Annotated in this window: 25 protein-coding genes and 2 pseudogenes; 11 read left to right on the top strand and 16 right to left on the bottom strand. The window is 69.1% G+C overall.

The genetic code is table 11. The features are described 5' to 3' along the window. Positions 1-70: 70 nt before the first annotated feature. The 4 genes from OG884_RS34425 to OG884_RS34410 form a co-directional block, all read right to left on the bottom strand. Positions 71-625: a hypothetical protein gene (locus OG884_RS34425; protein WP_326639852.1), complete on the bottom strand. Its 555-nt coding sequence runs from the start codon at positions 623-625 to the stop codon at positions 71-73. A gap of 164 nt (positions 626-789) precedes the next feature. Further along, the gene (locus OG884_RS34420) at positions 790-1,641 is read right to left on the bottom strand and encodes a universal stress protein (protein ID WP_326639850.1); all 852 of its coding nucleotides are present in this window, start codon (positions 1,639-1,641) and stop codon (positions 790-792) included. Positions 1,642-1,913: 272 nt separating this feature from the next. Beyond that, positions 1,914-2,780: a universal stress protein gene (locus tag OG884_RS34415; protein ID WP_326639848.1), complete on the bottom strand. Its 867-nt coding sequence runs from the start codon at positions 2,778-2,780 to the stop codon at positions 1,914-1,916. A gap of 56 nt (positions 2,781-2,836) precedes the next feature. Then, positions 2,837-3,688 (bottom strand): universal stress protein, encoded by an 852-nt coding sequence (locus OG884_RS34410; RefSeq protein WP_326639846.1) that lies wholly within the window; start codon positions 3,686-3,688, stop codon positions 2,837-2,839. A gap of 320 nt (positions 3,689-4,008) precedes the next feature. Here OG884_RS34410 and OG884_RS34405 point away from each other — a divergent pair, with 320 nt between their 5' ends. Then, on the top strand, positions 4,009-6,111 hold the full coding sequence (locus OG884_RS34405; protein WP_326639844.1) for a glycoside hydrolase family 65 protein: 2,103 nt from the start codon (positions 4,009-4,011) through the stop codon (positions 6,109-6,111). 91 nt (positions 6,112-6,202) lie between these two features. After that, the gene (locus OG884_RS34400; RefSeq protein WP_326639842.1) at positions 6,203-6,844 is read left to right on the top strand and encodes a response regulator transcription factor; all 642 of its coding nucleotides are present in this window, start codon (positions 6,203-6,205) and stop codon (positions 6,842-6,844) included. A 12-nt stretch (positions 6,845-6,856) separates the two neighbouring features. Here OG884_RS34400 and OG884_RS34395 read toward each other — a convergent pair whose 3' ends face one another. Further along, the gene (locus OG884_RS34395; protein WP_326639839.1) at positions 6,857-8,557 is read right to left on the bottom strand and encodes a sensor histidine kinase; all 1,701 of its coding nucleotides are present in this window, start codon (positions 8,555-8,557) and stop codon (positions 6,857-6,859) included. A 184-nt stretch (positions 8,558-8,741) separates the two neighbouring features. Between OG884_RS34395 and OG884_RS34390 the strand changes: the two genes are divergently transcribed. After that, positions 8,742-9,617 carry a universal stress protein gene (locus tag OG884_RS34390; RefSeq protein ID WP_326639837.1) on the top strand — a complete coding sequence of 292 codons (876 nt, stop codon included), beginning with the start codon at positions 8,742-8,744 and terminating at the stop codon, positions 9,615-9,617. Positions 9,618-9,740: 123 nt separating this feature from the next. Here the strand turns inward: OG884_RS34390 and OG884_RS34385 are convergent, their stop codons facing one another. The 3 genes from OG884_RS34385 to OG884_RS34375 are packed head-to-tail and all read right to left on the bottom strand — an operon-like array spanning position 9,741 to position 11,796. Further along, a complete protein-coding gene (locus OG884_RS34385; RefSeq protein WP_326639835.1) occupies positions 9,741-11,027 on the bottom strand; it encodes an ArsB/NhaD family transporter in 1,287 nt (428 codons plus the stop codon). After that, on the bottom strand, positions 11,024-11,485 hold the full coding sequence (locus OG884_RS34380) for a CBS domain-containing protein (RefSeq protein ID WP_326639833.1): 462 nt from the start codon (positions 11,483-11,485) through the stop codon (positions 11,024-11,026). Before OG884_RS34380 ends, OG884_RS34385 begins: the two co-directional genes overlap by 4 nt. 44 nt (positions 11,486-11,529) lie before the next feature. Next, positions 11,530-11,796 (bottom strand): hypothetical protein, encoded by a 267-nt coding sequence (locus tag OG884_RS34375; protein WP_326639831.1) that lies wholly within the window; start codon positions 11,794-11,796, stop codon positions 11,530-11,532. 215 nt (positions 11,797-12,011) lie between these two features. On the opposite strand from OG884_RS34375, the gene OG884_RS34370 reads away from it, so the two are divergent. Beyond that, a complete protein-coding gene (locus tag OG884_RS34370; RefSeq protein ID WP_326639829.1) occupies positions 12,012-13,049 on the top strand; it encodes a HAMP domain-containing sensor histidine kinase in 1,038 nt (345 codons plus the stop codon). Beyond that, the gene (locus OG884_RS34365) at positions 13,046-13,696 is read left to right on the top strand and encodes a response regulator transcription factor (RefSeq protein WP_326639827.1); all 651 of its coding nucleotides are present in this window, start codon (positions 13,046-13,048) and stop codon (positions 13,694-13,696) included. The genes OG884_RS34370 and OG884_RS34365 overlap by 4 nt, the downstream gene beginning before the upstream one ends. 41 nt (positions 13,697-13,737) lie before the next feature. On the opposite strand, the gene OG884_RS34360 is transcribed toward OG884_RS34365, so the two are convergent. Together OG884_RS34360 and OG884_RS34355 are read right to left on the bottom strand one after the other, a co-directional pair. Then, complete coding sequence (locus OG884_RS34360; RefSeq protein ID WP_326639825.1) at positions 13,738-14,739, bottom strand: Acg family FMN-binding oxidoreductase; 1,002 nt, start codon at positions 14,737-14,739, stop codon at positions 13,738-13,740. 3 nt (positions 14,740-14,742) lie between these two features. Continuing rightward, positions 14,743-15,249 (bottom strand): CBS domain-containing protein, encoded by a 507-nt coding sequence (locus OG884_RS34355; protein WP_326639823.1) that lies wholly within the window; start codon positions 15,247-15,249, stop codon positions 14,743-14,745. Between the two features lie 422 nt (positions 15,250-15,671). Between OG884_RS34355 and OG884_RS34350 the strand changes: the two genes are divergently transcribed. From OG884_RS34350 to OG884_RS34340, 3 genes and pseudogenes are all read left to right on the top strand, one after another. Then, on the top strand, positions 15,672-16,124 hold the full coding sequence (locus OG884_RS34350; RefSeq protein ID WP_326639821.1) for a pyridoxamine 5'-phosphate oxidase family protein: 453 nt from the start codon (positions 15,672-15,674) through the stop codon (positions 16,122-16,124). Positions 16,125-16,270: 146 nt separating this feature from the next. Then, positions 16,271-18,071: pseudogene (locus tag OG884_RS34345) on the top strand (catalase); the annotation flags it as partial. 82 nt (positions 18,072-18,153) lie between these two features. After that, positions 18,154-19,152 (top strand): sporulation protein, encoded by a 999-nt coding sequence (locus tag OG884_RS34340; RefSeq protein ID WP_326639819.1) that lies wholly within the window; start codon positions 18,154-18,156, stop codon positions 19,150-19,152. Positions 19,153-19,301: 149 nt separating this feature from the next. On the opposite strand, the gene OG884_RS34335 is transcribed toward OG884_RS34340, so the two are convergent. Both OG884_RS34335 and OG884_RS34330 read right to left on the bottom strand, forming a co-directional pair. Beyond that, positions 19,302-20,186, bottom strand: a complete 885-nt coding sequence (locus OG884_RS34335) for a hypothetical protein (protein WP_326639817.1) — start codon at positions 20,184-20,186, stop codon at positions 19,302-19,304. 88 nt (positions 20,187-20,274) lie between these two features. Further along, positions 20,275-20,916, bottom strand: coding sequence for an ATP-binding protein (locus tag OG884_RS34330; protein ID WP_326639815.1), 642 nt, complete (start codon positions 20,914-20,916; stop codon positions 20,275-20,277). A 98-nt stretch (positions 20,917-21,014) separates the two neighbouring features. On the opposite strand from OG884_RS34330, the gene OG884_RS34325 reads away from it, so the two are divergent. Continuing rightward, entirely contained in the window at positions 21,015-21,386 is a 372-nt protein-coding gene (locus tag OG884_RS34325) for a GbsR/MarR family transcriptional regulator (RefSeq protein ID WP_326639813.1), read from the top strand. Between the two features lie 42 nt (positions 21,387-21,428). Next, positions 21,429-21,659 (top strand): annotated as a pseudogene (locus OG884_RS37750) (transposase); the annotation flags it as partial. A 24-nt stretch (positions 21,660-21,683) separates the two neighbouring features. Here the strand turns inward: OG884_RS37750 and OG884_RS34320 are convergent. The 3 genes from OG884_RS34320 to OG884_RS34310 all read right to left on the bottom strand — a co-directional run bounded on the left by OG884_RS34320 (position 21,684) and on the right by OG884_RS34310 (position 24,303). Then, entirely contained in the window at positions 21,684-22,514 is an 831-nt protein-coding gene (locus OG884_RS34320; protein WP_326639812.1) for a GNAT family N-acetyltransferase, read from the bottom strand. Between the two features lie 288 nt (positions 22,515-22,802). Next, on the bottom strand, positions 22,803-23,591 hold the full coding sequence (locus tag OG884_RS34315) for an SDR family NAD(P)-dependent oxidoreductase (protein WP_326639810.1): 789 nt from the start codon (positions 23,589-23,591) through the stop codon (positions 22,803-22,805). A 46-nt stretch (positions 23,592-23,637) separates the two neighbouring features. Beyond that, a complete protein-coding gene (locus OG884_RS34310) occupies positions 23,638-24,303 on the bottom strand; it encodes an FMN-dependent NADH-azoreductase (RefSeq protein WP_326639808.1) in 666 nt (221 codons plus the stop codon). A gap of 96 nt (positions 24,304-24,399) precedes the next feature. Here OG884_RS34310 and OG884_RS34305 point away from each other — a divergent pair, with 96 nt between their 5' ends. Beyond that, a complete protein-coding gene (locus OG884_RS34305) occupies positions 24,400-24,909 on the top strand; it encodes a MarR family winged helix-turn-helix transcriptional regulator (protein ID WP_326639806.1) in 510 nt (169 codons plus the stop codon). Between the two features lie 141 nt (positions 24,910-25,050). Here the strand turns inward: OG884_RS34305 and OG884_RS34300 are convergent, their stop codons facing one another. After that, entirely contained in the window at positions 25,051-25,389 is a 339-nt protein-coding gene (locus tag OG884_RS34300; protein ID WP_326639804.1) for a hypothetical protein, read from the bottom strand. Positions 25,390-25,426 lie beyond the last annotated feature (37 nt).

Below are 25,426 nucleotides of genomic sequence, written 5' to 3'. Positions count from 1 at the left end.
GTCCGCGAGTCTCGCACCAAGACGGCAAAACGCCCACCCCGATCATGGGGTGGGCGTCGTGGTGGCCCGGTTAGCGCAGGACGGGGTAGTTCCGCACCAGGGAGGTGTTGCTCCACCACCTGCCGATGCCGAGGGTGTCGCCGGCGCCCGCCATCGCCAGCCCGGCGAGCACGACGATGTAGACGATGTGATCGTCCATGAACGGGTTGGTGGTCAGGGGCAGAGCGGCGGCCCACATCAGGATCAGCATCAGGCCCCCGGCGACGGCGGCGATCCGCATGCCGGCCCCCAGGATGAGGGCGACGCCGACCCCGAGCAGGCCGAGCATGAACAGCCAGTCCACCCAGGCCTGACCGGCCAGGCCGGAGAAGAGGCCGCCGAGGGCGTTCTCACCGGTGCCCTTGAGGAACCCGGTCGTGGGGCTGCCGCCGGAGATCCAGGCGCGGTCGGCGGGGGTGGCGAACCCCCAGCCGAAGGTCTTGTCGAGGAACGCCCACAGGAAGATCCATCCGATGGAGATGCGCGCGATCGCCCAGACGTAGTCGACCGGGCGTGTCGCCGCCGGAGGGGTGACGTTCGGGACGGACTGCTTGGAGGGAACGTCCCGACCGTGCCTGGTGGCCATGACGGCCCCTTTCGGTAGTGTTTCGCGGTCTCTGTGGTGTCTCCATCACATCGTTTTCCGGGGCCGCTCCGCAGTGCCGTACGGCTCGCGCCCGGGCTGCGAAAGTCATCGCGTTCATGGGACCTTCGGCCTATCCGGCACGGGGATGCCCCGGTCGTATCCGGCTACGACCTGACGACGGCGACGGAGCAGCGGGCGTGATGCAGAACGCCCCGGCTGACCGAGCCCAGGAACAGCGAGCCGAGGGCGCCGCGGCCGTGGGAGCCGACGACGATCAGGTCACAGGTATCGGAGGCGTCGCTGAGCGCCTCGACCGGGTGGGCGCGGCGCACGTCCTCGATCACCTTCACCCCGGGGTACCTCTCTCGCCACGCGGCGAGCCGGTCCGTCACGACCCGGTGATGGGCGGCGCGGAACTCGTCCATGTCATAGACGATCTCCGGGGCGTAGATGTGCACGGGCACCTGCCAGGCGTAGAGGGCGCGCAGGGTGCTGCCGCGCAGCCTGGCCTGCTCGAAGGCGTAGGCGAGGGCGGGCTCGCAGGCGTCGGAGTCGTCGAGGCCGACCGTGATCTCGCCGTGTACCCCGGTCTGGCCGGGACGGACGACGACGACCGGGCAGCGCACATGACCGGCGACGTGGATGCCGACCGAGCCGATCACGGCTCCGGCGAACCCGCCGAGGCCTCTGGTCCCGACGACGATCTCCGTGGCGTCCTTTTCCTGCTCGCGCAGGACCAGCGCCGGCGGTCCCTCGACCAGCGCGGTGGTCACCTCGATGGCAGGTTGCCCGGAGCGGGCCGTCTCCTCCGCGGCGGCCAGCACCTTCTGGGCGGACTCGGTCACCGCGTCCTCCCACTCGGGAGCGGGGAACTTGGGGATGTCGTTCGGCCAGCGCTGCACGGCGGTGACGATGCGCAACGGCAGGCCCATGCGGGCGGCGTCGTCGGCCGCCCACTGGATGGCAGCGGTCGCGGTGGTGGAACCGTCGGCCCCAACGATGATCAGACTAGACATAAGTCCTCCTTCTCTCCTATCCGACCTCCGTCAAACCTGCGGCCCCAGGGCCGGAAGTCCCTACCGGCCCACGTGATGGCAGGGCCTTTCGTCACTCCGCGACGGAACCGGCCGGCGTTCCGACATCAAAGACACCGGGGGGTGAAACCCCGTCTTCCTGCCCCGATGCCAGGGAACCACCGCATCGTGCCGTTGTCGCTCGCCGCCGGCGGGCGGATACAGCCTTGTCGCTCGCCGCCGGCGGGCGGATACAGCCGTCAACGGCTGTCCGATCAGGCGCGCCGGGGTGCCGCCGTGGCGGGTGTCACGACCAGCGGGCAGGCGGCGTGCTGCAGCAGCGAGTGGCTGACCGAGCCCAGCAGCAGCCCCGCCAGGTTCCCGCGGCCGCGTGACCCCACGACCAGCAGGTCGGCGTGTGCCGAGGCGTTCTTCAGAACCTCCACCGGATGCCCGCGCTCCACCTGCTCGGTGACCTTGACATCCGGATGACGCTCGCCCCGGCCCGCCAGCGCCTCGGCCAGCAGTCGCCGCTCGCCCTCGGCCGTCTCCTCGGCAGACGCCTGGAACGGCCCACCGACGGGCCGGTTCCAAGCGTGCACCGCCCGCAGGCCGGCGCCGCGCAGGGATGCCTCGGCGAAGGCGAACTCGATGGCGGACGCACCTGCCGCGGAGCCGTCGACTCCGACGACCACCTCGCCCACCCCGGCGTGTGACCGCTCGGGCGCCTTCCGGATGACGGCGACCGGGCAGGCGCTGTGTCCGGTCACGCCCAGCGCGACCGATCCCAGCAGCATGCCGGAGAAACCGTCCCGCCCGTGACTGCCGACCACCAGGAGGTCGGCGTCCTTCGCGGCCTCGATCAGGACGTCCCTGGGGTCGCCCGGCAGCAGCAGCGGCTCCACCTTGACACGCCCGTCCTTCTCGCGGGCCCGGTCCAGCGCGTCCGTCAGCATGGACATGGCCCCATCGCGCATCCACCGGCCCACGTCGGCGTACGGGGCGTCCTCGGTCATCTCCAACGGCCAGGCCACCATGGCGTGCACCACGCGCAACTCGGCACCGCGTAGCCGGGCCTCCCGTACGGCCCAGCTCACGGCCTCAAGCGCGGCCTGCGAGCCGTCGACTCCCACCAAGATCACAATATTCCCCTTTCGAACCTCTGGCCGCCCCTGCGGCCAGAGCCGTTGAAGGTCTCCTACCCCCGAAACCGCCGGTCACCGGACGTTGATCCGACAACCGCCACAGGACAGCGAGCATGGTGGAGAATCTCACGGCTGACCGATCCCAGCAGGATCGCTCCGACGGCGCCGAGACCGCGAGAGCCCACGACGAGCAGGTCCGCCCGCGCCGAGGCGGCCAGCAGTGTCGGCACCGGGCGCGCGCGCGTCACATCCGGGACGACCTCGACGGCGGGGAACCGTTCCCGCCAGCCGGCGAGCCGGTCCTCGGCCACCCGGCGCTGTGCCCGCCGGATCTCATCGGTGTCCCCGCCCGCCTGCCAGGCGTAGACCGCGCGCAACCCGCAGCCGCGTAACGCGGCCTGCTCGAAGGCGAACCCGAGAGCGGGTTCGCACTCGGTGGAACCGTCGACGCCCACGACCACCTCACCGTGCGCCTCGGCGAAACCCCGCCTGACGACCACCACGGCGCCGGGTACGTGACCCGCCACCCGGACGGGGACCGAGCCGAGCGGCGACCCGGCGAAACCGCCCAGGCCGCGACTGCCGACCACCAGTTCGACCGCCGTTTCCGCCTGCCCGCACAGAACCTCGGACGGCGTTCCCTCGATCAGCTCGGTGGTCACCCGGACATCCGGCCCCCGTTCCGTCGCCGCCTTGGCCGCTTCGGTGAGCACCTGTTCGCCGAAGCGCGCCAGCCGGCCGGGCCGCCCCGGCAGGGGGAACTCGACCAGGTCGGATGGCCAGCGGTCCATGGCGTGCACGATCCTCAGGGACACCCCCCTGCGGACGGCGTCGTCGACCGCCCATTCCAGGGCCACTGCGGCGGCAGCCGAGCCATCCGTTCCGACAGTGATCGATTCGGTCATCACTTTCCCCCGCTGCCCATCGGATCGCGGCACGGACGGTTTCCCCAGGGACGATCGTCCCCGGGCACGGGGACCTTCGTCCTCTCCCCGGCGAGAAGAGCCGATCTTCGGACGAAGGTCCCTGAACCATAGGGCCGATCAGCCCTAAGAGGACCGTGAACACTGCCGTACCGTCCGGGTGGAAGGGGGTACCCAATGACTCTCCCGGCAGTCAGGGCAGTCCGCTCCGGTCCCGTCACCGGCATCGACCGGCGCCGGCCTCGTCGTCGCCGGCCTCGTCGTCGCCGATCCGGCACAACCACGATTTTACGGGAGAAGACGTGAACCCCTGGCTCCTCACCTATGACGGCTTCGACCCCGCCCGGGAGGGGGTGCGAGAGGCGCTGACGACGCTCGGTAACGGCTACTTCGCCACCAGGGGCGCCGTACCGGAGTCACACGCCGACGGGGTGCACTATCCCGGCACCTACGTCGCCGGCTGCTACGACCGGCTCGTCTCCCAGGTCGCGGGCCACCCGGTGAAGAACGAGGACCTCGTCAACGTGCCGAACTGGCTGCCCCTGACCTTCCGCGCCGACGGTGGCGACTGGTTCGCCCCAGGACACGCCGAGATCCTGGCCCATCGCCACACGCTCGACATGCGCCAGGGAACTCTCAGCCGGTTCCTGCGGGTACGCGACTCCCACGGCCGGATCACCCGGGTGGAGCAGCACCGTCTGGTCTCGATGGACGACCCGCACCTGGCCGCTCTCACCATGACGATCGTTCCGGAGAACTGGCACGGGCTGCTGGAGATCCGCTCGGCACTGGACGGGCGTGTCACCAACGCCGGAGTCGCCCGCTACCGCGATCTGGCCGACCGGCATCTCGTCCCGATCTGCGGGCACGCCGCCCACGGCGTGATCGAACTGCTGACCCGCACCGCCACCTCCCGCGTGGAGATCGCACTCGCCGCCCGCACCGCACTGGCCGACGGGCACCGCCGTACCGGCGTCGAGGAGGGCTGGGTGGGCGACGAGCGGGCCGTCGAGGTGAAAGCCGGCGACGAGGTCGCCGTGGAGAAGATCGTGGCCCTCTACACCTCCCGGGACAGGGCCATCGCCGAGAGCGAGGCCGCCGCGAGAAGCGCCGTCGTGCGCGCGGGCGGCTTCTCCACCCTCCTCAAGCGGCACGTACGGGCCTGGGACCGGCTGTGGCAGCGGGCGCACGTCACCGCCGAGGACACCGAGGTGCAGCAGATCCTCAACCTGTACGTCTTCCACCTGCTGCAGACGGCCTCCCCGCACATCGCGGAACTCGACACCGGGCTGCCCGCCCGGGGCCTGCACGGCGAGGCCTACCGAGGCCACGTTTTCTGGGACGACCTGTTCGTCGTCCCCTTCCTCGCCCCGCGCCTGCCGGAGATCACCCGGGCACTGCTCAGGTACCGGTGGCGCCGCCTGCCCGAGGCACGCTGGGCCGCCCGTGCCGCCGGATACGCCGGAGCGATGTTTCCCTGGCAGAGCGGAAGCGACGGCCGGGAGGAGACACCGCACCTGCACTTCAACCCCCGCTCCGGCCGCTGGCTGTCCGACCGCTCGCACCTGCAGCGCCATGTCGGCCTGGCCATCGCCTTCAACGTGTGGCAGCACTACCAGGCGACGAAGGACACCGCCTTCCTCGCGGGCTTCGGCGGCGAACTGCTCCTGGAGGTGGCCCGCTTCTTCGCCTCACTCGCGACCTGCGAGAAGGGACGCTACGCGATCCGCGGCGTGATGGGCCCGGACGAGTATCACGACGGCTACCCCGACCGCACCGAGCCCGGCCTGGACAACAACGCCTACACCAACGTCATGACCGCATGGCTGATGCGCCGGGTCCTGGACATGATCGGCCTGGTCGGCGCCGAGGAGGTCGGCGAGCAGGAGATCGAACTGTTCACCGGCATGACCCGGCGGATGCGGGTGGACTTCCACGACGGAGTGATCAGCCAGTTCGAGGGATACGCGGGCCTGGAGGAACTGGACTGGGCCGCCTACCGGCGCGAGTACGGGGACATCCGGCGGCTGGACCGCATCCTCGACGCCGAAGGCGACACACCAAACCGGTACAAGGCCTCCAAGCAGGCCGACGTGCTCATGCTCTTCCACCTGCTCGGCGAGGAAGGGCTCGACGAGATCCTGACCGGTCTCGGCTACGAATGGAACGCCGAGATGGCCAGGCGCACCGTGGACTACTACCTGGCCCGCACCTGCCACGGCTCGACGCTGAGCGCCGTCGTCCACGCCGGAGTGCTGGCACGCCTGCGCCCCGGCGCCTCGCACCCCTTCCTGGTGGAGGCGCTGAACAATGATGTGAAGGACCTCCAGGCGGGGACCACCTCCGAGGGGATCCACCTGGGAGCGATGGCGGGAGTGGCCTGCCTGTTCGCGGCAAAGACCTGATCACCGGTCATCGCCCCCGAATTTGCCCGATGCTGACAATCGGCACCTTGATCCCTGCATCCGACACACCGGAAAGGCTAACCTTCAGAACATGATTCGCGTGTTCCTGGTCGACGATCACGAAGTGGTACGGCGCGGTGTGGCCGCGCTGCTGGAGTCCGAAGGCGACATCGAGGTGATCGGCGAGGCGGGAACCGCCGAGTCGGCGGTGGCCCGTATCCCGGCGCTACGGCCGGACGTCGCGGTCCTGGACGTACGCCTGCCCGACGGCAACGGGGTGGACGTGTGCCGCGAGGTCCGCTCCAGAATGCCGGAACTGGCCTGCCTGATGCTGACCTCCTTCGCCGACGACGAAGCCCTGTTCAACGCCGTGATGGCCGGCGCCTCCGGCTACGTGCTCAAACAGATCCACGGATCAGACCTGGTCGGCGCCGTACGCACGGTGGCGGGCGGCGAGTCGATGCTGGACCCGCAGACGACCTCGGCCATGCTGGCGCGACTACGCGAACAGGCCGTCAGAAAAGACCCCCTGGCCGCCCTGTCGGATCAGGAACGCCACATCCTGGAACTGATCGGCGAGGGCCTGACCAACCGGCAGATCGGCGAACGGATGTACCTCGCCGAGAAAACGGTCAAGAACTACGTCTCCAACCTGCTGTCCAAACTGAACATGCAGCGCCGTACCCAGGCCGCCGCCCTGGTGACACGGCTGAAGAACAACCGCCCCGAATGAGCGGGCCTTCGGCTAGGTGAGGGACGCGCTCCAGATCAGGCGGGTCCCCGCCTCCGGGGAGGATTCCACCGAGAAGGAACCACCGAGCCGCTCGGCCCGTTCCTTGAGATTACGCAACCCGCTGCGCCTGCACTCCCCGGGCAACCCGGCCCCGTCGTCCGCCACGGTCAGGACGAGCCGATCGCCCTCGATCTCAACCGTCACCCCGGCCCTGGAGGCCCTGGCATGGCGCACGATGTTGGACAGAGCCTCCCGCACAACGGCCAGCAGATGCTCCGCGACCTGTTCCGGCACGCCGCCGTCCAGCGGGCCCTCCATCACCAGACCCGGCATGAAACCCAGGTGGGCCCGGGCGTCCTCGACCAGTTCCACGATCTGCGCACGCAGACCGCGATCACCTTCCTGGTGCGGGGTCTGCAGGGCGAAGATGGTCGAGCGAATCTGCCGGATGGTCCCGTCCAACTCGTCGATCGCGTTCTGTAGCCGGTCCGAGGCCTCAGACCGCTCCACGAACCGCGCAACGCCCATCAGCGTCATGGCGATGGCGAACAACCGCTGGATCACCACATCGTGCAGATCCTTGGCGATCCGGTCACGATCTTCCAGCAGGCTCAGCCGCTCGGCGTCCACCCGCCTTTCCGCCAACTCCAGGGCGACCGCGGCCTGCCCGGCGAAGGAGTGCAGGGTGCGCAACCCCGCCTGACCGAACGGGATACGGCCCGGCTGCTTACCCAGCAACAGCACGCCCCGCACCCCTCCCGCCGCGCCGATCGGCACCGCGGCCACCGTACCCAGCGAGACATGCTCGGCGAGCATCATCGGAATCTCCGCCTCGGCCGAATCGGCGACCATACGCGGCTCACCGCTGGTGAAGGCCAGACCGGCAAGGGAGTCGGCGACAGACGTCTCCGCATGAACCGCCTGGTCGCCGTCCGGCCCGTCGGCGAGAACCACCCGCAGGACCTGCCCGCCCTCGTCGGGCAACAGGACCGCGACAAGATCGGCATCGGCCATCTGCCGCGCCCGCCGCGCGATCAACGCGAGCACCATCTCCGGCTCGGCCCCCGACAGCAGGCTGGTGGTGACCTCCGCCGAGGCCTGCAGCCACATCTCACGCCGCCGGCTGTCCTCATACAGCCGGGCGTTCTCGATGGCGACCCCGGCGGCGGTGGCCAGCGCGGTCACGATCGCCTCGTCCTCGGCGTCGAACTCTCCTCCCCCACGCTTCTCGGTGAGGTAAAGATTTCCGAAAACCTCCCCACGCACCCGGATCGGCACCCCCAGAAACGACCCCATCGGTGGATGGCCGGGGGGAAAACCGTACGACTCCGGATGATCACAGATGTGAGCCAGCCTCAGCGACTGCGGCTGCTTGATCAGCAGACCGATCAGGCCCAGGCCGCGCGGCCAGTGCTCGATGCCGGCGATCTCCTTCTCGCTCAACCCCACCGGGACGAACTGGACCAGCGTGTTCTCCTCACCGATCAGGCCCAGGGCACCGTAGGTGGCGTCGACAAGGGGGATGGCGGCCTCCACGATCCGGCGCAGCACGGTCTCCAGATCAAGTTCTCCGCCCACGGAGACGACCGCGTCCAGCAGCGCGTGCACCCGGTCACGGGTGGCGAGCACCGCCTCCAGACGCACCCTCAGTTCCGCCAGCAGCTCGTCCAGCCGCATGTGCGGTATCAACGCGCCGGGCTCGAACTCCCCCATACTGCGAAGTCTCGCACCCCGGCACGGGGCGGGCGCTCGCGCACCCGGTGTACCCCCACATCAGGATCGGCAAGTGCCGGACCAGCGAAGACGCGCCCCTGAAGGTCAAAAGAGCACAGCCGCGCCAGGCGGGTACATAGCCCCCATACGGGCTCGGCCCGACTCCAGTCCCAAGGTGGTGACCATGACAGAGCCCATCGTCGTCGGCGTCGACGGCTCGGCCTCCTCACTCCGGGCCGTGGCCTGGGCCGCGCGGGAGGCCGCCTTACGGAACGCGCCGCTGCACATCGTGCACGTCACTCTCCGCTGGGCCTACGACGTCCCTCTCGTCCCGCAGCCTGCCCACTGGGGGCCGTCGGCGGAGTCCGCCTCCCGGAAACTACTGCGCCAGGCCTCCGAGCAGGCCCATGCCGACGCCCCCACCGTGACGGTCAGCACCGAGATCGCCGACGGCGCCACCGCGGAGGCGATCATCGCCGCGGCCGAGACCGCACAAATGATCGTTGTCGGCAGCCGGGGTCTCGGCGGATTCGCCGGGCTGCTGCTGGGCTCGGTCAGCCGTACCCTCGCCGACCGATCCCCCTGCCCGGTGGTGGTCGTGGGCGAACCCCGCACCGAGCACGGCACTGAGATCGTCGCCGGCGTCACCGGACACCCCGGCCAGGAGCACATCCTGGAGTTCGCCTTCCGCGAGGCCACGCTGCGCGGCCTGCCCCTGCGGACGGTGCACGCCTGGACCCATCCGGCCCTCAGGGCACCCGGCGACATGCAACCGCTCGTCTTCGACGTCGAAGCCGTCGGTCAGGAGGAGGCGCGTCTGCTGGCCGAGTCCATCGGCGGCTGGCGGGAGAGGTTCCCCGACGTGCCCCTCGTCGAGCAGGTGGTGCACGAGCATCCGGCCAGAGCGCTCATCGACGCCTCTGTCTCCGCCGAACTGGTCGTCGTGGGCGCCCCCGGCCCGATGAGGATTCTCGGATCGACGGTGCACGGCCTGCTCCCCCACGCCCACACGCCCGTGGCCGTCGTCCCGCGCCCTTCTTCGCACGTGCGCCGGGCCTGAGCCCTCGCTCCGCACCGTCCTGCCGGCCGGCACCCCGGCCAGGAGAACACAGCTGTCTCCCCCGGCCGGGGTGCCGTTCAGCCGACGCTCGCCGGTTCGAACGCGGCGGCACTCTCACCTCGGTCACATGAAGTAGCGCAGCCAGACGTACGCCCAGGCCATGAGCGTGCTCAGCACCGTCACCACGATTCCGTACCTGGTGAACTGCCAGAAACTGATCGGGTGACCCGTCCGCGCCGCGATCCCGATCGCGACCACGTTCGCGCTGGCCGCCACCGCCGTACCGTTGCCACCGAAGTCGGCGCCCAGCGCGAACGCCCACCACAGCGCCTGTCCGGTCGCCGCGTCGGGGGCCTGCGCCACGATCCCCTCGACGACCGGCGCCATCGTCGCGACATACGGGATGTTGTCGAAGAACGCCCCCAGCACGCTGGAGCCGAACAGCAGCGATGTCGCCGCGAGGAAGTAGTCGTCGCCGACCGCCTCGATCGCCCACGTCCCCACCGTCGCGATCACGCCGGTCTCGACCAGACCCGCGACCATCACGAACAGTCCCATGAAGAACACCAGCGTCGGCCACTCGACTTCCGCCAGCACCTCGGAGACCGAGATCCGCGACAGCAGGAGCATCACTCCCGCCCCCACAAGCGCCACGATGGACGGCTCGATGTGCAGCACCGCGTGCAGCCCGAACCCGGCCACCACCGCGGCGAGCACCGCCAGGCACCGTACGAGCAGCTTGGGGTCGGTGATCGCCCGCCGCTCCTGCAGCGCCATCACCGCGGCGACGCGCTCGGGGTTGTACTGGAAGGACCCTTTGAACAGCACCCTGGTCAGCAGCACGAAGGCGACGAAGATGACGACCACGACGGGCGCCATGTGCACCAGGAAGTCGTTGAACGTCAGCCCCGCCCTGCTGCCGATGATGATGTTGGGCGGGTCCCCGATGAGGGTCGCCGCGCCGCCGATGTTGGAGGCCAGCACCTCCGCGATCAGGTACGGCTGGGCCGGAATCCGCAGCCGGTCGCACACGACCACCGTGACCGGCGCCACCAGCATGATGGTGGTGACGTTGTCAAGGAAGGGCGAGGCGACGGCGGTGATCACCATCAGCATGACCATGAGCCGGTAGGGATCGCCTTTGGAACGCTTCGCCGCCCAGATGGCCAGGTAGTCGAAGATCCCCGTCTGCTTGACGATCCCTACGATGACCATCATCCCGAGTAGCAGGAAGATGACGTTCCAGTCGATGCCCTCGTGCTCGGAGAAGAACACCTCGGAGCCCGGTATCAGCCCCAGAACCGCCATCGCGCCCGCGGCGACAAGGACCACCTTGACCTTGTCCACCTTTTCGGTGGCGATGAAGAAGAACGCGACGAGGAAGATCCCTAGGGCGAGCAGCGCGCTCAAGACTCACCGAGGCCGAAGACGGCCAGGCTGGTGAGGAGCCGCTCCAGGGTGATCGCCCCTGCCAGCGAGCCGTCCCGTTCCACCACGGCCACGATCGGACTGCGTATCCTGGCCATCAGCGCGGCCACCTCAAGCAGGTTCGCGTCCACCGGGACGGTCACCGGCCTGGCGTGCTCGCGCGGCAGGCAGTCACCGACCGTGCGATTGCCCAGGTCCTGCCAGAACCGGTCCGCGTAGGCCTCGTCGATGGTCCTGGCCAGCGCGGGATCCTCCTGGTAGGAGCCGGGCACGGCCAGCCGCAGCACCTGGGTGCCCGGAAGTACCAGCTTGGGCCGCGAGCGGTCGTCCACGATGATGAGTCCGGGCAGGCGACCTATCACCATGACCCGTACCGCCTTCGCGACGGAGTCACTCGTGGTGACCGTCGGAAGGCTCACCGCGATGTCGCGCGCTTGCATGGCACCTTCCTGTCGGGTGAGATGGCGCACGGCGGGTGGTGTGCTCACCGTGCGCCTCCGGTGATCTCGGCCAGCCGCTGTTCGAGGGTGGCGAGCCTGTCGTCCACCGACCGGCTGTGCAGGACCTGGGCGACCTGATCGGCCTCGTCCTGCGCCAGGTGGATGGCCTGCGAGGGCTCGTCGCCCCCGCCGTACACCAAGATCCGCCGGGATCCGTTCCTGTCCACCAGGACCGCCAGGTTCTGGCCGTCTCGGGTGGCGAAGTGGAACAGGACCCCTTCACCGGGCACGGTCGTACGTGTGATGTTCATATCGGTGGTCACTCCCTTCCACTCGAAGCCGCGGTCACGAGGCGAGGCGTTCCGCCCGGCGGATCAGGTCCTCCTGGAGTCGCACCTCGCCCCTGTTGGTGTCCGCCGCCCCTCCATCCCATCGGCGCCGTCCCCCTGCCACCATCGGGGCCGGCACCCATCTGATCAGGGGTGGAACATGCAGAAGCGACGCGGAAAGATGGGAGACGCCCCCCATGGACAGGCCGTTCGGCGACCGGGAGGCTGATGAGATGAGCGAGCGCCCCGACAAGACGGCAGGAGCGCGCAGTCCGGTGCGCATCCTGTTCAAACGCCTGTTCGCGATCAACGGGCTGGTCTTCACGGTCGGCACGCTGGTGCTCGCCCTCTCCCCCGCCACCGTGTCCTCGCCGGTGCTGCTGACCGAGATCCCGGTGCTGACGGTCGGCCTGGCGCTGATACTGGCCGCCAACGCGCTGCTCCTGCGCACCAGCCTGGCCCCGCTCGACGCGCTCACGACCCTGATGCAGCGGGTGAACCTGCTGCATCCGCTGGACCGGCTGCCCAGCAACGGCAACGGCGACCTGACCCACCTGATCGACACGTTCAACGCGATGCTGGACCGGCTGGAGGCCGAGCACAGCGCCAGCAGCGCCCACGCCCTGGCCGCGCAGGAAGGCGAGCGACGGCGCATCGCCCGCGAGTTGCACGACGAGATCGGCCAGAGCCTCACCGTGGTCCTGCTGAGCCTCAAACACGCCGCCGACCGCGCACCCGACGATCTACGCGAGGAGTTGCGCGGGGTGCAGGAGAGCGTCCGCGCGAGCCTGGACGAGGTGGGGCAGGTCGCCCGCCGCCTGCGTCCAGGAGTACTGGAGGACCTTGGCCTGCAGAGCGCCCTCAGCGCGCTGAGCAGCGACTTCTCCCAGAGCAGCGGCGTTCCCGTGACCCGCAGGGTCGATCCAGACCTGCCCTCGCTGAGCGAGGACGTCGAGCTGGTCCTTTACCGCATCGCCCAGGAGGGCCTGACCAACGCGGCCAGGCACGCCTGCGCCTCCCGGGTCGAACTGGCCCTGACAGCGGAGCCCAGCGGCCTGGAGTTGCGCATCACCGACAACGGCCGCGGTGGCGTGCGTCAGGACGGGGCTGGGATCCGCGGGATGCGCGAGCGCGCCATGCTCATCGGCGCCCGCCTGAGCGTGACCTCTCCGCAGGGCGGCGGCACCGACGTCCGGCTCACCGTACCGGCCGAGAACAGGCAGGGAAGCCGATGAACCCCACGAGGATCCTGCTGGCCGACGACCACGCCCTGGTCCGCCGCGGGCTGCGGCTGATCCTGGACGCCGAGCCCGACCTCATCGTGGTGGCCGAGGCGGCCAACGGCGCCGAGGCGGTGGAGGCCGCCGTACCCGAGGCGGTCGACCTGGCGATCCTCGACATCGCGATGCCGCGGATGACCGGCCTGCAGGCGGCCCGTGAGATCTCGCGGCGCGCGCCCGGCATCCGGCTGCTGATCCTGTCGATGTACGACAACGAGCAGTACTTCTTCGAGGCGCTCAAGGCGGGGGCCTCTGGGTACGTGCTGAAGTCGGTGGCCGACCGCGACCTGCTGGAGGCGTGCAGGGCGGCGATGCGCGGCGAGCCGTTCCTGTACCCGGGCGCCGTCACCGCCCTGATCCGGCACTACCTGCAGCGCGACAGGCTGGGAGAGGCGATGCCGGAGAGCATCCTGACCCCGCGCGAGGAGGAGATCGTCAAACTGATCGCCGAGGGCAACTCGGCCAAGCAGATCGCCGAGACCCTGTTCATCAGCGTGAAGACGGTCGACCGGCACCGGGCCAACATCCTGCAGAAACTCGGCATGCGCGACCGGCTCGACCTCACCCGGTACGCCATCCGCGCGGGCCTGATCGAGCCGTGAGAGCGCCGGCCGTCCCCGCCTGTCCGCCCCTGTCCTTCGGGTCAGCCCGGCCCGCGTTCTTCCAGCACATCGGTGACCGGCCGCCGGACGCCCTCGCTCTCGTCGGAGGTGAAACCCAGGCGCATGATCATCTGGGGGTACTCGCCGGACAGCAGTTCCTGCCGCAGGAACTCCCGCAGGTGGAACATCTCCAGCGCCTGGGTGTGGAAGGCCGCGCTGATGTCGTAGGCGGAGGCGTGCAGCAGGATACGCTGCAGCGCCTGGCCCGCCGCGACCCAGTCCTCGCGGGAGTCCCCCGGCGTGGTCAGCACCGCCACGGTTCCGGTGGATGTGGAGAGGAACTGGTCGGTGTCGCTGCCCCAGGAGTGACCGTGGGTGTAGTCGCGCTGGGCGAAGTGCGGATGGGTCCGCCTGGGCTCGCGCGGGTAGCCCTGCGCCGAAACCCCGTCTTTGCGGGGGCTTCCCGGCGGCTGGGCCCAGCGGATCATCTCCAGGGTGAGCAGCCGGTCCTGGGACTGCACGTCCTCGGCGGCGCAGGTGAGCGCGGCGAGCACCCGGACGGCGGCCTTGGACCTGACCGGCGTCAGCCGTGCCCCCTCGGCACTCGCCTGGCAGACGAACGCCTCGACGAGGCGGTCCGCCACGGGCACCTCGGTGAATCCGGCGCGGTGGGTGCGGCGGCGTTCGATCTCGGCGTGCAGCAACCGGGTGTGCTCGTCCGGGGCGACGGCCGCCCCCACCCGTACCGTCGCCAGCAGAGCGGGACGGTCGGGGTCGGGCAGCACGCGCACCTGCGGTTCGCGGCCGAACCTGCGCAGCGCGAGCCGCACGTTCATCAGGGCGGCACCGCAACTGATCAGCATTTCCCGGCCCTCGGGATCGCCGAGCCGTAGTCTCCTGTCACTGTCGGCCCGCAGAGCGATCTCCTCACCGTCGATGGAGAAGGACCACGGTTGAGTGTTGTGCACCGATGGTGCCCACACGGCGGCCCCGACCGCCGTACGGATCGCCGAGGTGATCTCCTCGGTGGTGTGAGCGCTCATGACTCAGCCTCCGTCACGGGTAAAGGGATCGTCGGCCCCGCGGGACCGGGGCAGGACGGGGACCAGACGGAACATTCCCGTCATCAGCTCCGGCGGCCCCTCCTCTTCGGTGATCCGGCCGGCCACGGCCCGCAGCACGTCGGTGGAGGTCACCATGCCCACCAGCCTGTTGGACTCCCCCAGAACGGGGATCGCGTCGACACCGGCGCCGATCATGGCCGCCGCCGCGTCGGTCAGGCGCGCGTCGAGGGTGGTGTGCGGGCAGCGGTGCTCGGCCAGCAGCGAGCGGACTCGCGCGCGTGACTGCTCGGCCGGGCCGCCGGACCAGCGGGCGGCGAGATCCTCCCAGGTGAGAACACCGCGCAGGCAGCCGTTCCGGTCGACGACCGGCAGGTGGTGGACACCCGCGCGACGCATGATCTCCCAGGCCATGAGCGGGGACTCATCGGGTTCGACGACGACCAGCGTCCGGCTCATCACCCGCGCCACCGTGAGGTTTTGCACGTCCATCACGCCTCACCCCGGGTGTGGCACGTCATCGAACCCGGCATGGCCTCATCGGCGGCCCATGCGGAAGGTGAGCCTTCCGTGCCCGCCACTACCTGCGCTGTCATCTTCTCCCCCTTGCGCCTCTCCCCCCATCAGACCGCTTCCCCCCCGTTCTCCGCAGCGGCCGAAAGACCCGCCCACCTGGGACTTCCGGCCCCGTCTTCGTACCCCGCCCGTGGTGGAACACCGGCTGAGGGGAACATCCCCTGCGAGGGTGGTTCGGCCCGAGGCGGCCCGCTGCCCCACCGGGTACTGTTTTCCCTTCGGAAGGGGAGAGGGGCGGTGGCCGAAGAACCCGCGGAGCCCGTACACGGTCGGATTGACGACGCCCGGCGTGCGACGATGCCAAACCTTTGATCGTTTTGTTCTCACAGGAGATTTTGATGACCGAACATATGACGACCCCGGGCGACCCCGCCCCCGCCCACCTGGAGAAACTGCAGGCCGACGAGTGCCTGCGGCTGATCGCTCCCGGTGGTGTCGGCAGGGTGGCCTTCGAAGAGCCCGCGGGACTGACGATCCTGCCGGTCAACTACGTACTGCACGACAACTCGGTGATCGTCCGCACCGCTGTCGGAGGTCCCCTCGACAGCAACCTGCGCACCGGCGTCCGGGGCGTCGAGTTCAAGATCGCATTCGAGATCGATCGGATCGACGAGACCGCCCGCGAAGGATGGAGCGTGCTCATCCGGGGTGGCGCCCACCATGTCTCCGCCGACGAGCAGGCCGAGGCATCCGCCTCGGGAGTCCAGCCCTGGGCGGGCGGCGACCGCGAGCTCTATCTCAGGATCATCCCCAGCGAGATCACCGGACGGCGCATCCAGCACGCCCGCTGACGGCCGGAAGGACATTCGCCCGCCGCTGAACCGGCGGGCGACACCTCCGCCCCGCCAGAGCCGTTCCCCGGGGAAAATCGGCCCATTCCCTTACCGTGGCCAGGCTGAGCAGCGCGTATATCCACCCGGCGGCCGGGCAACAGGTGATTGTCCAGTGGTCGGCCGCTCAGGAGTACGGATATGTCAAGCGAGGAAACGGCGAAGAGCCGCAGGAGTTCACCTCGGCGCGTTTTCTGTGCGACACCTCGCTCACGACGCCGGTGTTCGTCAGGTTCTCCACGGTGGCGGGCTCACGCGGCTCGGCCGACACGGTGCGGGACGTGCGCGGTTTCGCGACCAAGTTCTACACCGAGCAGGGCAACTTCGACCTGGTCGGCAACAACTTCCCCGTCTTCTTCATCCAGGACGGCATCAAGTTCCCCGACTTCGTGCACGCGGTCAAGCCCGAGCCGCACAACGAGATCCCGCAGGCGCAGTCGGCCCACGACACGTTCTGGGACTTCGTCCAGCTCCAGCCGGAGACACTGCACATGGTCATGTGGCTGATGAGTGATCGGGCCATCCCGCGCAGCTACCGGATGACGCAGGGCTTCGGAGTGCACACCTTCCGGCTGGTCAACGCCGAAGGGTACGGTACGTTCGTCAAGTTCCACTGGCGGCCCGAGCTCGGCACCCACTCGCTGGTGTGGGACGAGGTGCTGCGCCTGCAGGGCAACGACCCCGACTTCAACCGGCGTGACCTGTGGGACACGATCGAGGCCGGTACCCCGGCGCGCTGGGAGCTGGCCGTGCAGCTCGTGCCCGAGGAGCGGGAGCACAAGTTCGACTTCGACCTGCTGGACGCGACGAAGATCATCCCGGAGGAGGTGGTGCCGCTGCGCCCGGTGGGCACGCTGGTGCTCGACCGCAACCCCGACAACTTCTTCGCCGAGACCGAGCAGGTCGCCTTCCACGTGGCCAACGTGGTGCCGGGCATCGACTTCACCAACGACCCGCTGCTGCAGGCCAGGCTGTTCTCCTATCTCGACACGCAGCTCATCAGGCTCGGTGGCCCCAACTTCGCGCAGATCCCGGTCAACCGGCCTGTGGTCACGGTGAACAACGACCAGCGCGACGGTTACCACCAGGACGTCATCCACACCTCCCGCACCAGTTACTCGATCAACTCGATCAGCGGCGGCTGTCCCATGGCCGGGGACGGCTACGTCCACTACCAGGAACGGGTGGACGGGCAGAAGATCCGCGAGCGCAGTCCCAGCTTCGCCGACCACCACGGCCAGGCCAGGATGTTCTGGAACAGCATGTCGGGCTGGGAGCGCGACCACATCGTCGCGGCCTTCCTGTTCGAGCTGGGCCATGTGCGGCGCAAGCCCGTCAGGGAAGGCGTCCTCGCCCAGCTCGCCGGTGTCCACGCGGACCTGGCCACTCGGGTGGCCCAGGGGCTGGGCCTGCCGGTCCCGCCGGCCCAGGACGGTCATGACCTGGCCTCTCCCGCGCTGAGCCAGGCCGCCCGCCCAGCCGCCGGCCGGTATCGCCACCCGCAAGGTCGCGATCCTGGCGGCCGACGGAGGCGACGCGGACGCCCTGAACCCGGTGCGGCAGGCGCTCGAAGACCGGGGAGCGATCTGCGAGGTGCTGGCGCCGCACGAGGGCCAGACCGGACCGCTGAGCGTGGACCGTTCTTTGGGGATGGTCTCCTCGGTGCTCTACGACGCGGTCCTGCTGACCGACGGCGCGGCCCTGTCCGCCGTCGGGAACGCCGTCCACTTCGTCAGGGAGGCTTTCAAACACGGTAAGGCCATCGGCGCGGTCGGCTCGGGCGCGACGCTGCTGGAGGCGGCGGCGCTCCCCGGCTCCCAGGGGGTGGTCAGCGGAGACGACGGCCTCATCGAGGCGATCGCCGTCCACCGCCACCACGACCGCGACATCACCGGCTTCGCCGCCTGACGGCGTCAGGGGTCGGGAACCCCGCCCCCCCTGTGATCGTTTGCTCTTCGGTCAGGTTCAACGACAAGCAGGAGAGGAAGCCGTGATCTTCAAACGGATGCTGGGAGCCTTCGGTGTCGGGGCCCCGTCGGTGGACACCGTCCTGTCCACCCCACGCGTGCAACCCGGCGGGCTGCTACGCGGCGAGGTAAGGATCAAGGGCGGCGACTTCGACGCCGACATCGAGTACATCGCGCTTGGACTGGTCACCCGGGTGGAATCCGAGCACGGCGAGGGTGAGCAGATCGGCCTGATGGAACTTCACCGTACACAGGTCTCTGGACCGTTCCGGTTGCGCAGCGGAGAGGACAAGACCGTCCCCTTCCAGTTCCCGGTCCCCTGGGAGGCGCCGATCACCGAGATCGCCGGGCAGCACCTGCACGGCATGGGCATGGGAGTGCGCACCGAGCTGGCGATCGCCGCGGCGGTCGACAAGGGCGACATGGATCCGGTCGAGATCGAGCCGCTGGCCTCCCAGGAGGCGTTCCTGCGGGCGTTCTCCCAGCTCGGCTTCCACTTCAAGAGCGCCGACCTGGAGCATGGCCACATCCACGGCGTGAGCCAGCGGCTGCCGTTCTACCAGGAGATCGAGTTCTACCCGCCACCCGCCTACTCCGGGCAGATCAACGAGGTCGAGCTGACCTTCATCACCGGCCCCGGCGGACTGGACATCATCGTGGAGGCCGACAAGCGCAGCGGCCACCATGGATCCGGCACCGACGCCTTCGGCCGCTGGCAGACCGGTCACGACCAGGCCGCGTACCGCGACTGGGCCGCTGAGATCAACGGCTGGCTGGCCGCGCTGTCCCAGCGGCCCCATTACGGCGGTCATGACGGCGGCCACTACGGCGGCCACTACGGCGGCCACGACCCGTACGCCCACCAGGGTGGTCACCACGACTCCCACCACGGCCACTACGAGCAGCGCGGTGGTCCGGGAATGGGCGCGGTGGTGGCCGCCGGCGCGGCCGGCCTGGTCGGCGGCTACGTGGCCGCCGAGGTGGTCGACGAGATCTTCGAAGACGAGGAAGAGGAGGAGTGACCGTGCCGGGTCCCGCCCGGTGAGCCGAGGCGGGATGGAACGGTGACGGCCCGCCCCGCGACATCGCGGGGCGGGCCGTCGTCATCCGTGTTGTGCGCGGAGAAACTGGACACACCCGCTGAAATCTCCAGTGCGGACTGTCCGGGACGTCATGTGGCGGGCGAGATTGCAGCGCCGTTCTTCCGGTAGGTGCGTGTTCGGGTGTATAGGCGGAAACCCATGCTCTGGTAGAGGATCTGCGGCACGGGATAGGCGTCGTCGCCGCGCGGGTAGACGATGGCGTTCTTGCCGCCCTCCTCGGCCAGCGCGTGGAGGGCAGCGGTGCAGACGGCTCGGGCGAGGCCGAGGCGGCGGAAGTCGAGATGGGTGCCGACGGGTTCGATGAGGCCGATCTGGTGGAGGTCGTCATGCCAGATCAGGCAGTTGGCCGCGAATCGGCCGTCGGGGGCCTCGATGACCCAGTCCAGTTCGGGCCGGTAGGGCCAGGCGGCCATCACGTTGCGGTAGGACTCGAGCGTCACACGGGTGGAGTTCCAAGCTGCTTGGTGGACCGCGACTCGCCTGTCCAGGTCTTCCTCGCTGCGGACGGCTCGTGCGGTGAATCCGTCCGGCAGCACCGGCTCGGGCAGGCCGGTCAGGTCGCGCGAGTGGTAGGCGAAGAAGGGTGCTTCATCTTGGGGCTTGTATCCGTGCCGCAGCAGGGCGGTGTGCAGGTCGGGTTGGGCGTCTAAGGGGTTGATCTCGCGGGGGTGGTCGCCGGCCAGGTGGTCGAACCAGTTCAAGATCTCGGGTAGCAACTGAGAGTGCGCCGGGTCGACCTCGAGCCGTAGGTCGTCCGGCAGTCGGGCCCAGGCCCAGGCGACCACTCTGCCCTGGGACTCCCAGAGCGCGATCGGCCAGTCGGCTTGCTGTGTGGTGAACATGAAGCGACCCCAGGCCAGGTCACCGACGTGGTGCGAACCGGAGGTCGACCACATGCGTTGTGTCAGGTCCTGCATCGTACGCAGGTCGGCGGGCCCTGTGTAGCGGCGCATGATGATCGTCATAGTCGCCCTCGCTGGCAAGCTGTCGAGGTCGGCAGATGCCCACTCCTTTGCGATGGACTCGGCGTCCTGCGATTGGTCATGCTGTCGCTCCGATCTGGGTGGGTTCGGGGTGGAGGCGATCGCGGTTGGTCTCGTAGTTGCGGGTGGCGCGGCGGTCGAGGACGACGGTGTCGAGGATGTCGCGGGTGAGGCGTTCTTCCTGGGTGAGGATGGCGCGGATGGCGCCTTCGCGGATCAGGGCGGACAGGCTGGCGATGCTGCCGCTGGTGCGGTGGTGGAGGTAGTGGATGTCGTCGATGATGACGAGTTCGGTGCCACAGACCCGGAGTGCCTTGAGGACCAGGTCGGTGACCTTTCGTTTGGTGTTGCTGCGGGTGAGGGGAATGCCGAACCATTCGGCGAACGCCGCTGACAGGTCCTTGGGGGTGGCCTGGGAGGGGATGCTGAGATAGACGACCGGGGTGTAGTCGGCGACGTAGCCGTCGCGTCGGCTGGGGAGGAAGTTCTCGGGGTGCTTGCGGCGGAGATTCTGCTCGAAGTCGGCGGCGAACATCTTGACCAGGGTGGATTTGCCGACGGTTGGCGGGCCGTCGATGACCACGCTGCGGCGGGCGCCGGCGGGCTGGTTCCGGTTGGCCAGGAGCTTGATCTGGATCTCGGTGTGCAGGAACTTCACCGGGGGTGTGCGGATGACGATCCAGCGGGCGCGGCGTGGCACACCGACTCCGCCCCGTGCGGCCGGATCGCCGGGCTGCCGCACGGAAGACGAGCTCGTCGAGATGGCGGTCAGGTTGGGGCTGCCGAGGATGACCGCGCGTGCACCTCGATCTGCTGCTGTCTGAGGAGGGCAGGCGCACCGCGGCCGAGTTGACCCGCAGACTGAAGATCAGCCCGGCCTCCGTCTCCGTGGCCGTGAACTACCTGGTCGAGCAGGGGTTCGTCCGGCGCGAGCGCGATCCGCAGCGGCGTTGCGACATCTACGTGGTGGACGACGACGCCTGGTACAACTCGATCGTGACCAGCAGGCGGCAGACCCTCGAGACGGCGCAGGCCACGATGGCGGCAGTCGAGACGTTCGGGCTCGACAGCCCCGTGGGGCAACGGCTGGCCAAGGCAGGGGCGTTCCTGGAGCAGATCAGCCTGGACATGATCGAGTCGGCCGACCGCTGGCGCGCCCTCCTGGCGTGATGGGGCTCAGCCGAACCACCTGAGGAGCCGGCTGACCAGTTCCTGCTGATCGTCACTGCCCGACGCCGCTTCCCGTGGCTATGTGACGGCTGCCCGCTGCACGAGCGGTGCACCACCGCCAAGAACAGCCGCGTGGTGCAGATCCGCCCACACCATGACCTGCAGGCCGCCGCCCGCCGCCAAGCCGCCACCGACCCGGACTGGCAGAACGACCACCGGCGCCGGCGCCCACCCGTCGAACGCGCCGTCGCCTGGATCGTCGCCCGCGGCAACCGGCGCTTCGGTACTCCGGCAACTTCACAGGATCCATTCCCGGCGTGCTCCGCTCTGGTCGAGACGGAACCCAAAGGACTCGTTGACGTGCAGCATTGCGGCGTTGCCGATCGCGTTCCAAGTCGTCACGGTCGCCAGCTCAGGTTCGTGTTCAACGGTCCACGACAGATTCGCGCGTTTGAGGACCACTCCCAGGCCCCGGCCTCGGTGGGACGGAAGCACGATGGTGTCCCACTGGCTCGCATGCCGCCGGTGCGAGTCGGCCATGCCGAGCGCCGAGTATCCGACCAGCAGTCCGGTCTCGCGATGCCGTACGGCGGTCAAATAGGTGCGATATCCCCATGCGTGAAGGACGGCGTAAAGCTCTTGAATTTTGTCCTCGTCGAAGTCCTCAGGCACCTGGTCGCTGCCCGAACGCGCCGCCTCCTCGACTGCCAGACGGGACGACATCGCGGCAAACGCCGCCCGATATTCTGCGGGGACGCCGTCCCGCCAATGCAGTAGTTCACATCCGGCGCCGGTATCGCTGTCGGCGGCCGGCCTGGTCGGGCCTATGCGCAGCGACAGCCGCTGATAGCGCAGGATGCACGCCGCCCCGGTGGCCTCGGCGAACGCATCCCCCGCTCCCGCGCCGTCCGCAGGGCCGGAGGTGAAGACGGTCATCTTCTGGACACCAAGTCCGGCCAGGTGGCCAGTGGCCGTGGCCAGGAGTCGGCTCCCGACACCTGCCCGGCGGACATCCGGATGGACGACGAAGTGCACGACGTCCGCGGTCCGTCGCTGGTCGGGTTCCGGCACGCCGACCGCGCACAACCCCACCGGTCGTCCGCCCATCCGTGCGCCCCAGGCCAACACGGAATAGACCCGATAGGAGGGCGCGGAGTACTCACCACCCCCGCATCGACTGTCGCTAACGCCCCACGGCCAAGTCCCCGGCACTCATCGTGATCACCATGGTCACAATAGCTCCGGCCTTCAAAAACACGCTCTGAACGCTGCCCGTCCGACCACTGGGCGGCCCCCCACTCGGGTCCGCGTCAGACGACGATGCCCCGGGTGTCGGTCTGGGCGGCATGTGAGAATCCGCTCCCCGCCCACATGGTCGGACGGGGAGCGGATTCATGTGGTGCGAGGTTTGAACTGCTATCCGCCGATGTGCGGTGCGCGTGCGGCGGCGGAGCCGTCCCGTATCACCTCACCGGTGAGGTTGCCGTTGGCTCCCGAGCCCAGGAAGACGATGAGGTTGGCCACATCGTCGGAGTGGGAGAGCCTGTGAGTGGGGGTGGCGGCGGCGAGGGCATCGGTGACGAACGCCGGAATGTCGGGGCGGCTGTCGGTGAGGGTGAAGCCCGGCGCCACGACGTTGACCAGGATGCCGTCCCTGCCACCGTTCCAGGCCAGGCTGCGGGCGAGCCCGTACAGGCCCGATTTGGCGGTCCCATAGGGGCCCGGCCCGGGCAGGCCCTCCTCCGCGACACTCGAGGAGATCAGCACGATCCGGCCCCAGCCCCTGGCGCGCATGCTGGGCAGGACCGCGCGGACCGAGGCCGCTGCCCCGATCAGGTTGGCACTGATCATCGCGTCCCACTCCTGCAGCGGCACGTCCTCAAACCGGATGCTGGGGTCGGGCGGCCCGTCGCCGCCCCAGCGCACGGTATTGGCGACTAGGACGTCGATCCCGCCCCAGCGCTCGACGACGCTCGCGACGGCGTGGTCAATGGTCGGCAGGTCTTCAAGGTCGAGCCGGACGACGTACGCCTGCCCGCCGGAGGCCTCGACGTCGGCGGCCACCTTTGCGGCGCTGTCCGGGTTGTTCCGATAGGTGATCGCCACCCGAGCGCCTTCGCGCCCATAAGCGCGGGCGGTCGCGGCTCCTATCCCGGTCGACGCGCCGGTGACCAGGACCACGCGGCCGTTGAGATCTGTGTTCATGGTGCGGTTGTCCTCTTGTCTTCGCTGATCGGGTAGAAAGTCACGTTCAGGACGGCGTCGCGGCGCGCACTCGGGTCGCCAGGGTGTGCACCGCGTCGAGCGCCGCGGCGTGGGAGGCCTCATGCTGCTCGCGGAACTGCGCGAGGAAGGGCATGACCGTGGCATGCGTGAACTCGGCATGGACGAACTCCACGTCGTCCAATCCGAGCACGGAGAAGTAAGCGCGCAGGTAGGGCTCCTGGAAGTCGAACTGCTCGCGGGGCGTTCCCGGCCCGTAGCCCCCGCCGCGCGCACTCAGCACCACGGCCGACTTTCCCTTGAGCGGCAGCCAGGGAAGGGTCACGCGGTCGATCCAGGCCTTGAGCGCGGCAGGCACCGAGAAGTTGTACATCGGAACGCCCAGGAGCAGGACGTCTGCCGCGAGGAGTTGCTCCACCAGCGGGCGGGTGGCTGCCCAGCTCCTGGCCGGCTCGGGGGCGCCGGCGGCCACCTTGTCCATGGCCTCGATGTCGCGCACCCCGTTCACGGACGACTGGGTGGCGAGGTGGACACGGTCCTCGTCGATGGGCGGCACCGGGTCCGCCACCAGGTCGCGGTAGGTGTAGACCCCATCGGGATGGGTCGCCCGCCAGTCGGCCACGAAGGTCTTGCCGAGCCTGCGCGAGAACGAGTCGCTGCGTCCGCCGGCGTCCAGATGCAGAAGATGCGTCACAGGGTTGCCTCACATTCAAGATGATCTGGATTCACAATCAATATAGAGCAAGATGGTTTCGAGTCAAGAACATCTTGGCTTGCTATCATGCTGTCCATGGCCATCTCTCCCGCACCCGAAGGCTCGCCCGGCAGCTGGTTGCACCGGGATCTGCATTGGCTGTTCGCGCGGCTGAAGCAAGGCCTGGCCACAGCGGAGACCGCGGCCGTGCGTGAGCACGGCATGACTCTGTGGGGCTACACGGTGTTGATGGCGATCGTTGAAGCCCCCGCCCGCACCCAGCTCGCCCTCGCCCAGGCCGTGTCGGTCGACAAGAGCAAGCTGGTCCTCATCCTCGACGAACTGGAAAGTGCCGGCCTGGTGCGCCGCCGGCCGGACCCCGCCGACCGCAGGGCGCGCATCATCGAGGTCACCTCCGAGGGGAGCCGTGCCCTCAAAGCCGCCCGCGGGAACATCGAGGCAATAGAGGACCGGCTCCTGGCCGACCTCACCCCCTCGGCTCGGACCGCGCTGAAGAGCGCGTTGCAAGATCTCATCGGCGAGCCCATCGCGAGGGTCGAGGACGGACGGCCACACGAAACCGTCTGCGCGCCCGGCCAAGCCTGACCACGCATTGGAGCCCACGGCACCGGCGGCCAACCACTTGATGTCGAAACTCCTATAGCTACGACCAGGGGCCAAAGAGCCGCTGATCCTTGGAGAACTGCCTGTTCACCCCGAGCCGCTGATCCTTGGAGAACTGCCTGTTCACCCCGTGGTTGAGGTCGGCATTTGGGGTTGTTCGTCGCGTTCGCGTAGCAGGCGCAGAACGGTGGCGGGTGAGGGATGTCGGCCCTTCCTCTTGCCCTTGGTGATGACAAGCCGGGCGGCGATGTCGCGCAGGCCGAGGTTCTGCTCGCGCAGGTTGAGGTACATGTCGACGCCGGCCGGCGTGGTGGCGATCGGCAATTCGCGCGCGGTGACCTCCCTGGTCCATCCGCCCTCCTCGATCCGGATGTGCGCCATGGAGAAGGAGAATTTCATGTTGGGCACGGTGCCGTGGCCGGTGACCGGCGGCGTGAGCAGGTCCGGATTCTGAATGTCCAACTCGATGTTCCGGGGCCCGTGTCGACGCCTCCCTGGC

It is taken from the genome of Streptosporangium sp. NBC_01755 (assembly GCF_035917995.1).
In the GTDB taxonomy this organism is placed as follows: domain Bacteria; phylum Actinomycetota; class Actinomycetes; order Streptosporangiales; family Streptosporangiaceae; genus Streptosporangium.
This window is presented reverse-complemented; position numbering and strand designations above follow the sequence as displayed.

Excerpts from the sequence above, each read along its gene's own strand:
- OG884_RS34375 (WP_326639831.1), bottom strand. The coding sequence starts at position 11,796 with ATGAACATCACACGTACGACCGTGCCCGGTGAAGGGGTCCTGTTCCAC.
- OG884_RS34350 (WP_326639821.1), top strand. The coding sequence starts at position 15,672 with ATGACCGAACATATGACGACCCCGGGCGACCCCGCCCCCGCCCACCTG.
- OG884_RS34315 (WP_326639810.1), bottom strand. The coding sequence starts at position 23,591 with ATGAACACAGATCTCAACGGCCGCGTGGTCCTGGTCACCGGCGCGTCG.
- OG884_RS34425 (WP_326639852.1), bottom strand. The coding sequence starts at position 625 with ATGGCCACCAGGCACGGTCGGGACGTTCCCTCCAAGCAGTCCGTCCCG.
- OG884_RS34410 (WP_326639846.1), bottom strand. The coding sequence starts at position 3,688 with ATGACCGAATCGATCACTGTCGGAACGGATGGCTCGGCTGCCGCCGCA.
- OG884_RS34420 (WP_326639850.1), bottom strand. The coding sequence starts at position 1,641 with ATGTCTAGTCTGATCATCGTTGGGGCCGACGGTTCCACCACCGCGACC.
- OG884_RS34395 (WP_326639839.1), bottom strand. The coding sequence starts at position 8,557 with ATGGGGGAGTTCGAGCCCGGCGCGTTGATACCGCACATGCGGCTGGAC.
- OG884_RS34370 (WP_326639829.1), top strand. The coding sequence starts at position 12,012 with ATGGACAGGCCGTTCGGCGACCGGGAGGCTGATGAGATGAGCGAGCGC.
- OG884_RS34390 (WP_326639837.1), top strand. The coding sequence starts at position 8,742 with ATGACAGAGCCCATCGTCGTCGGCGTCGACGGCTCGGCCTCCTCACTC.
- OG884_RS34355 (WP_326639823.1), bottom strand. The coding sequence starts at position 15,249 with ATGGACGTGCAAAACCTCACGGTGGCGCGGGTGATGAGCCGGACGCTG.
- OG884_RS34360 (WP_326639825.1), bottom strand. The coding sequence starts at position 14,739 with ATGAGCGCTCACACCACCGAGGAGATCACCTCGGCGATCCGTACGGCG.
- OG884_RS34380 (WP_326639833.1), bottom strand. The coding sequence starts at position 11,485 with ATGCAAGCGCGCGACATCGCGGTGAGCCTTCCGACGGTCACCACGAGT.
- OG884_RS34335 (WP_326639817.1), bottom strand. The coding sequence starts at position 20,186 with ATGCGCCGCTACACAGGGCCCGCCGACCTGCGTACGATGCAGGACCTG.
- OG884_RS34400 (WP_326639842.1), top strand. The coding sequence starts at position 6,203 with ATGATTCGCGTGTTCCTGGTCGACGATCACGAAGTGGTACGGCGCGGT.
- OG884_RS34365 (WP_326639827.1), top strand. The coding sequence starts at position 13,046 with ATGAACCCCACGAGGATCCTGCTGGCCGACGACCACGCCCTGGTCCGC.
- OG884_RS34305 (WP_326639806.1), top strand. The coding sequence starts at position 24,400 with ATGGCCATCTCTCCCGCACCCGAAGGCTCGCCCGGCAGCTGGTTGCAC.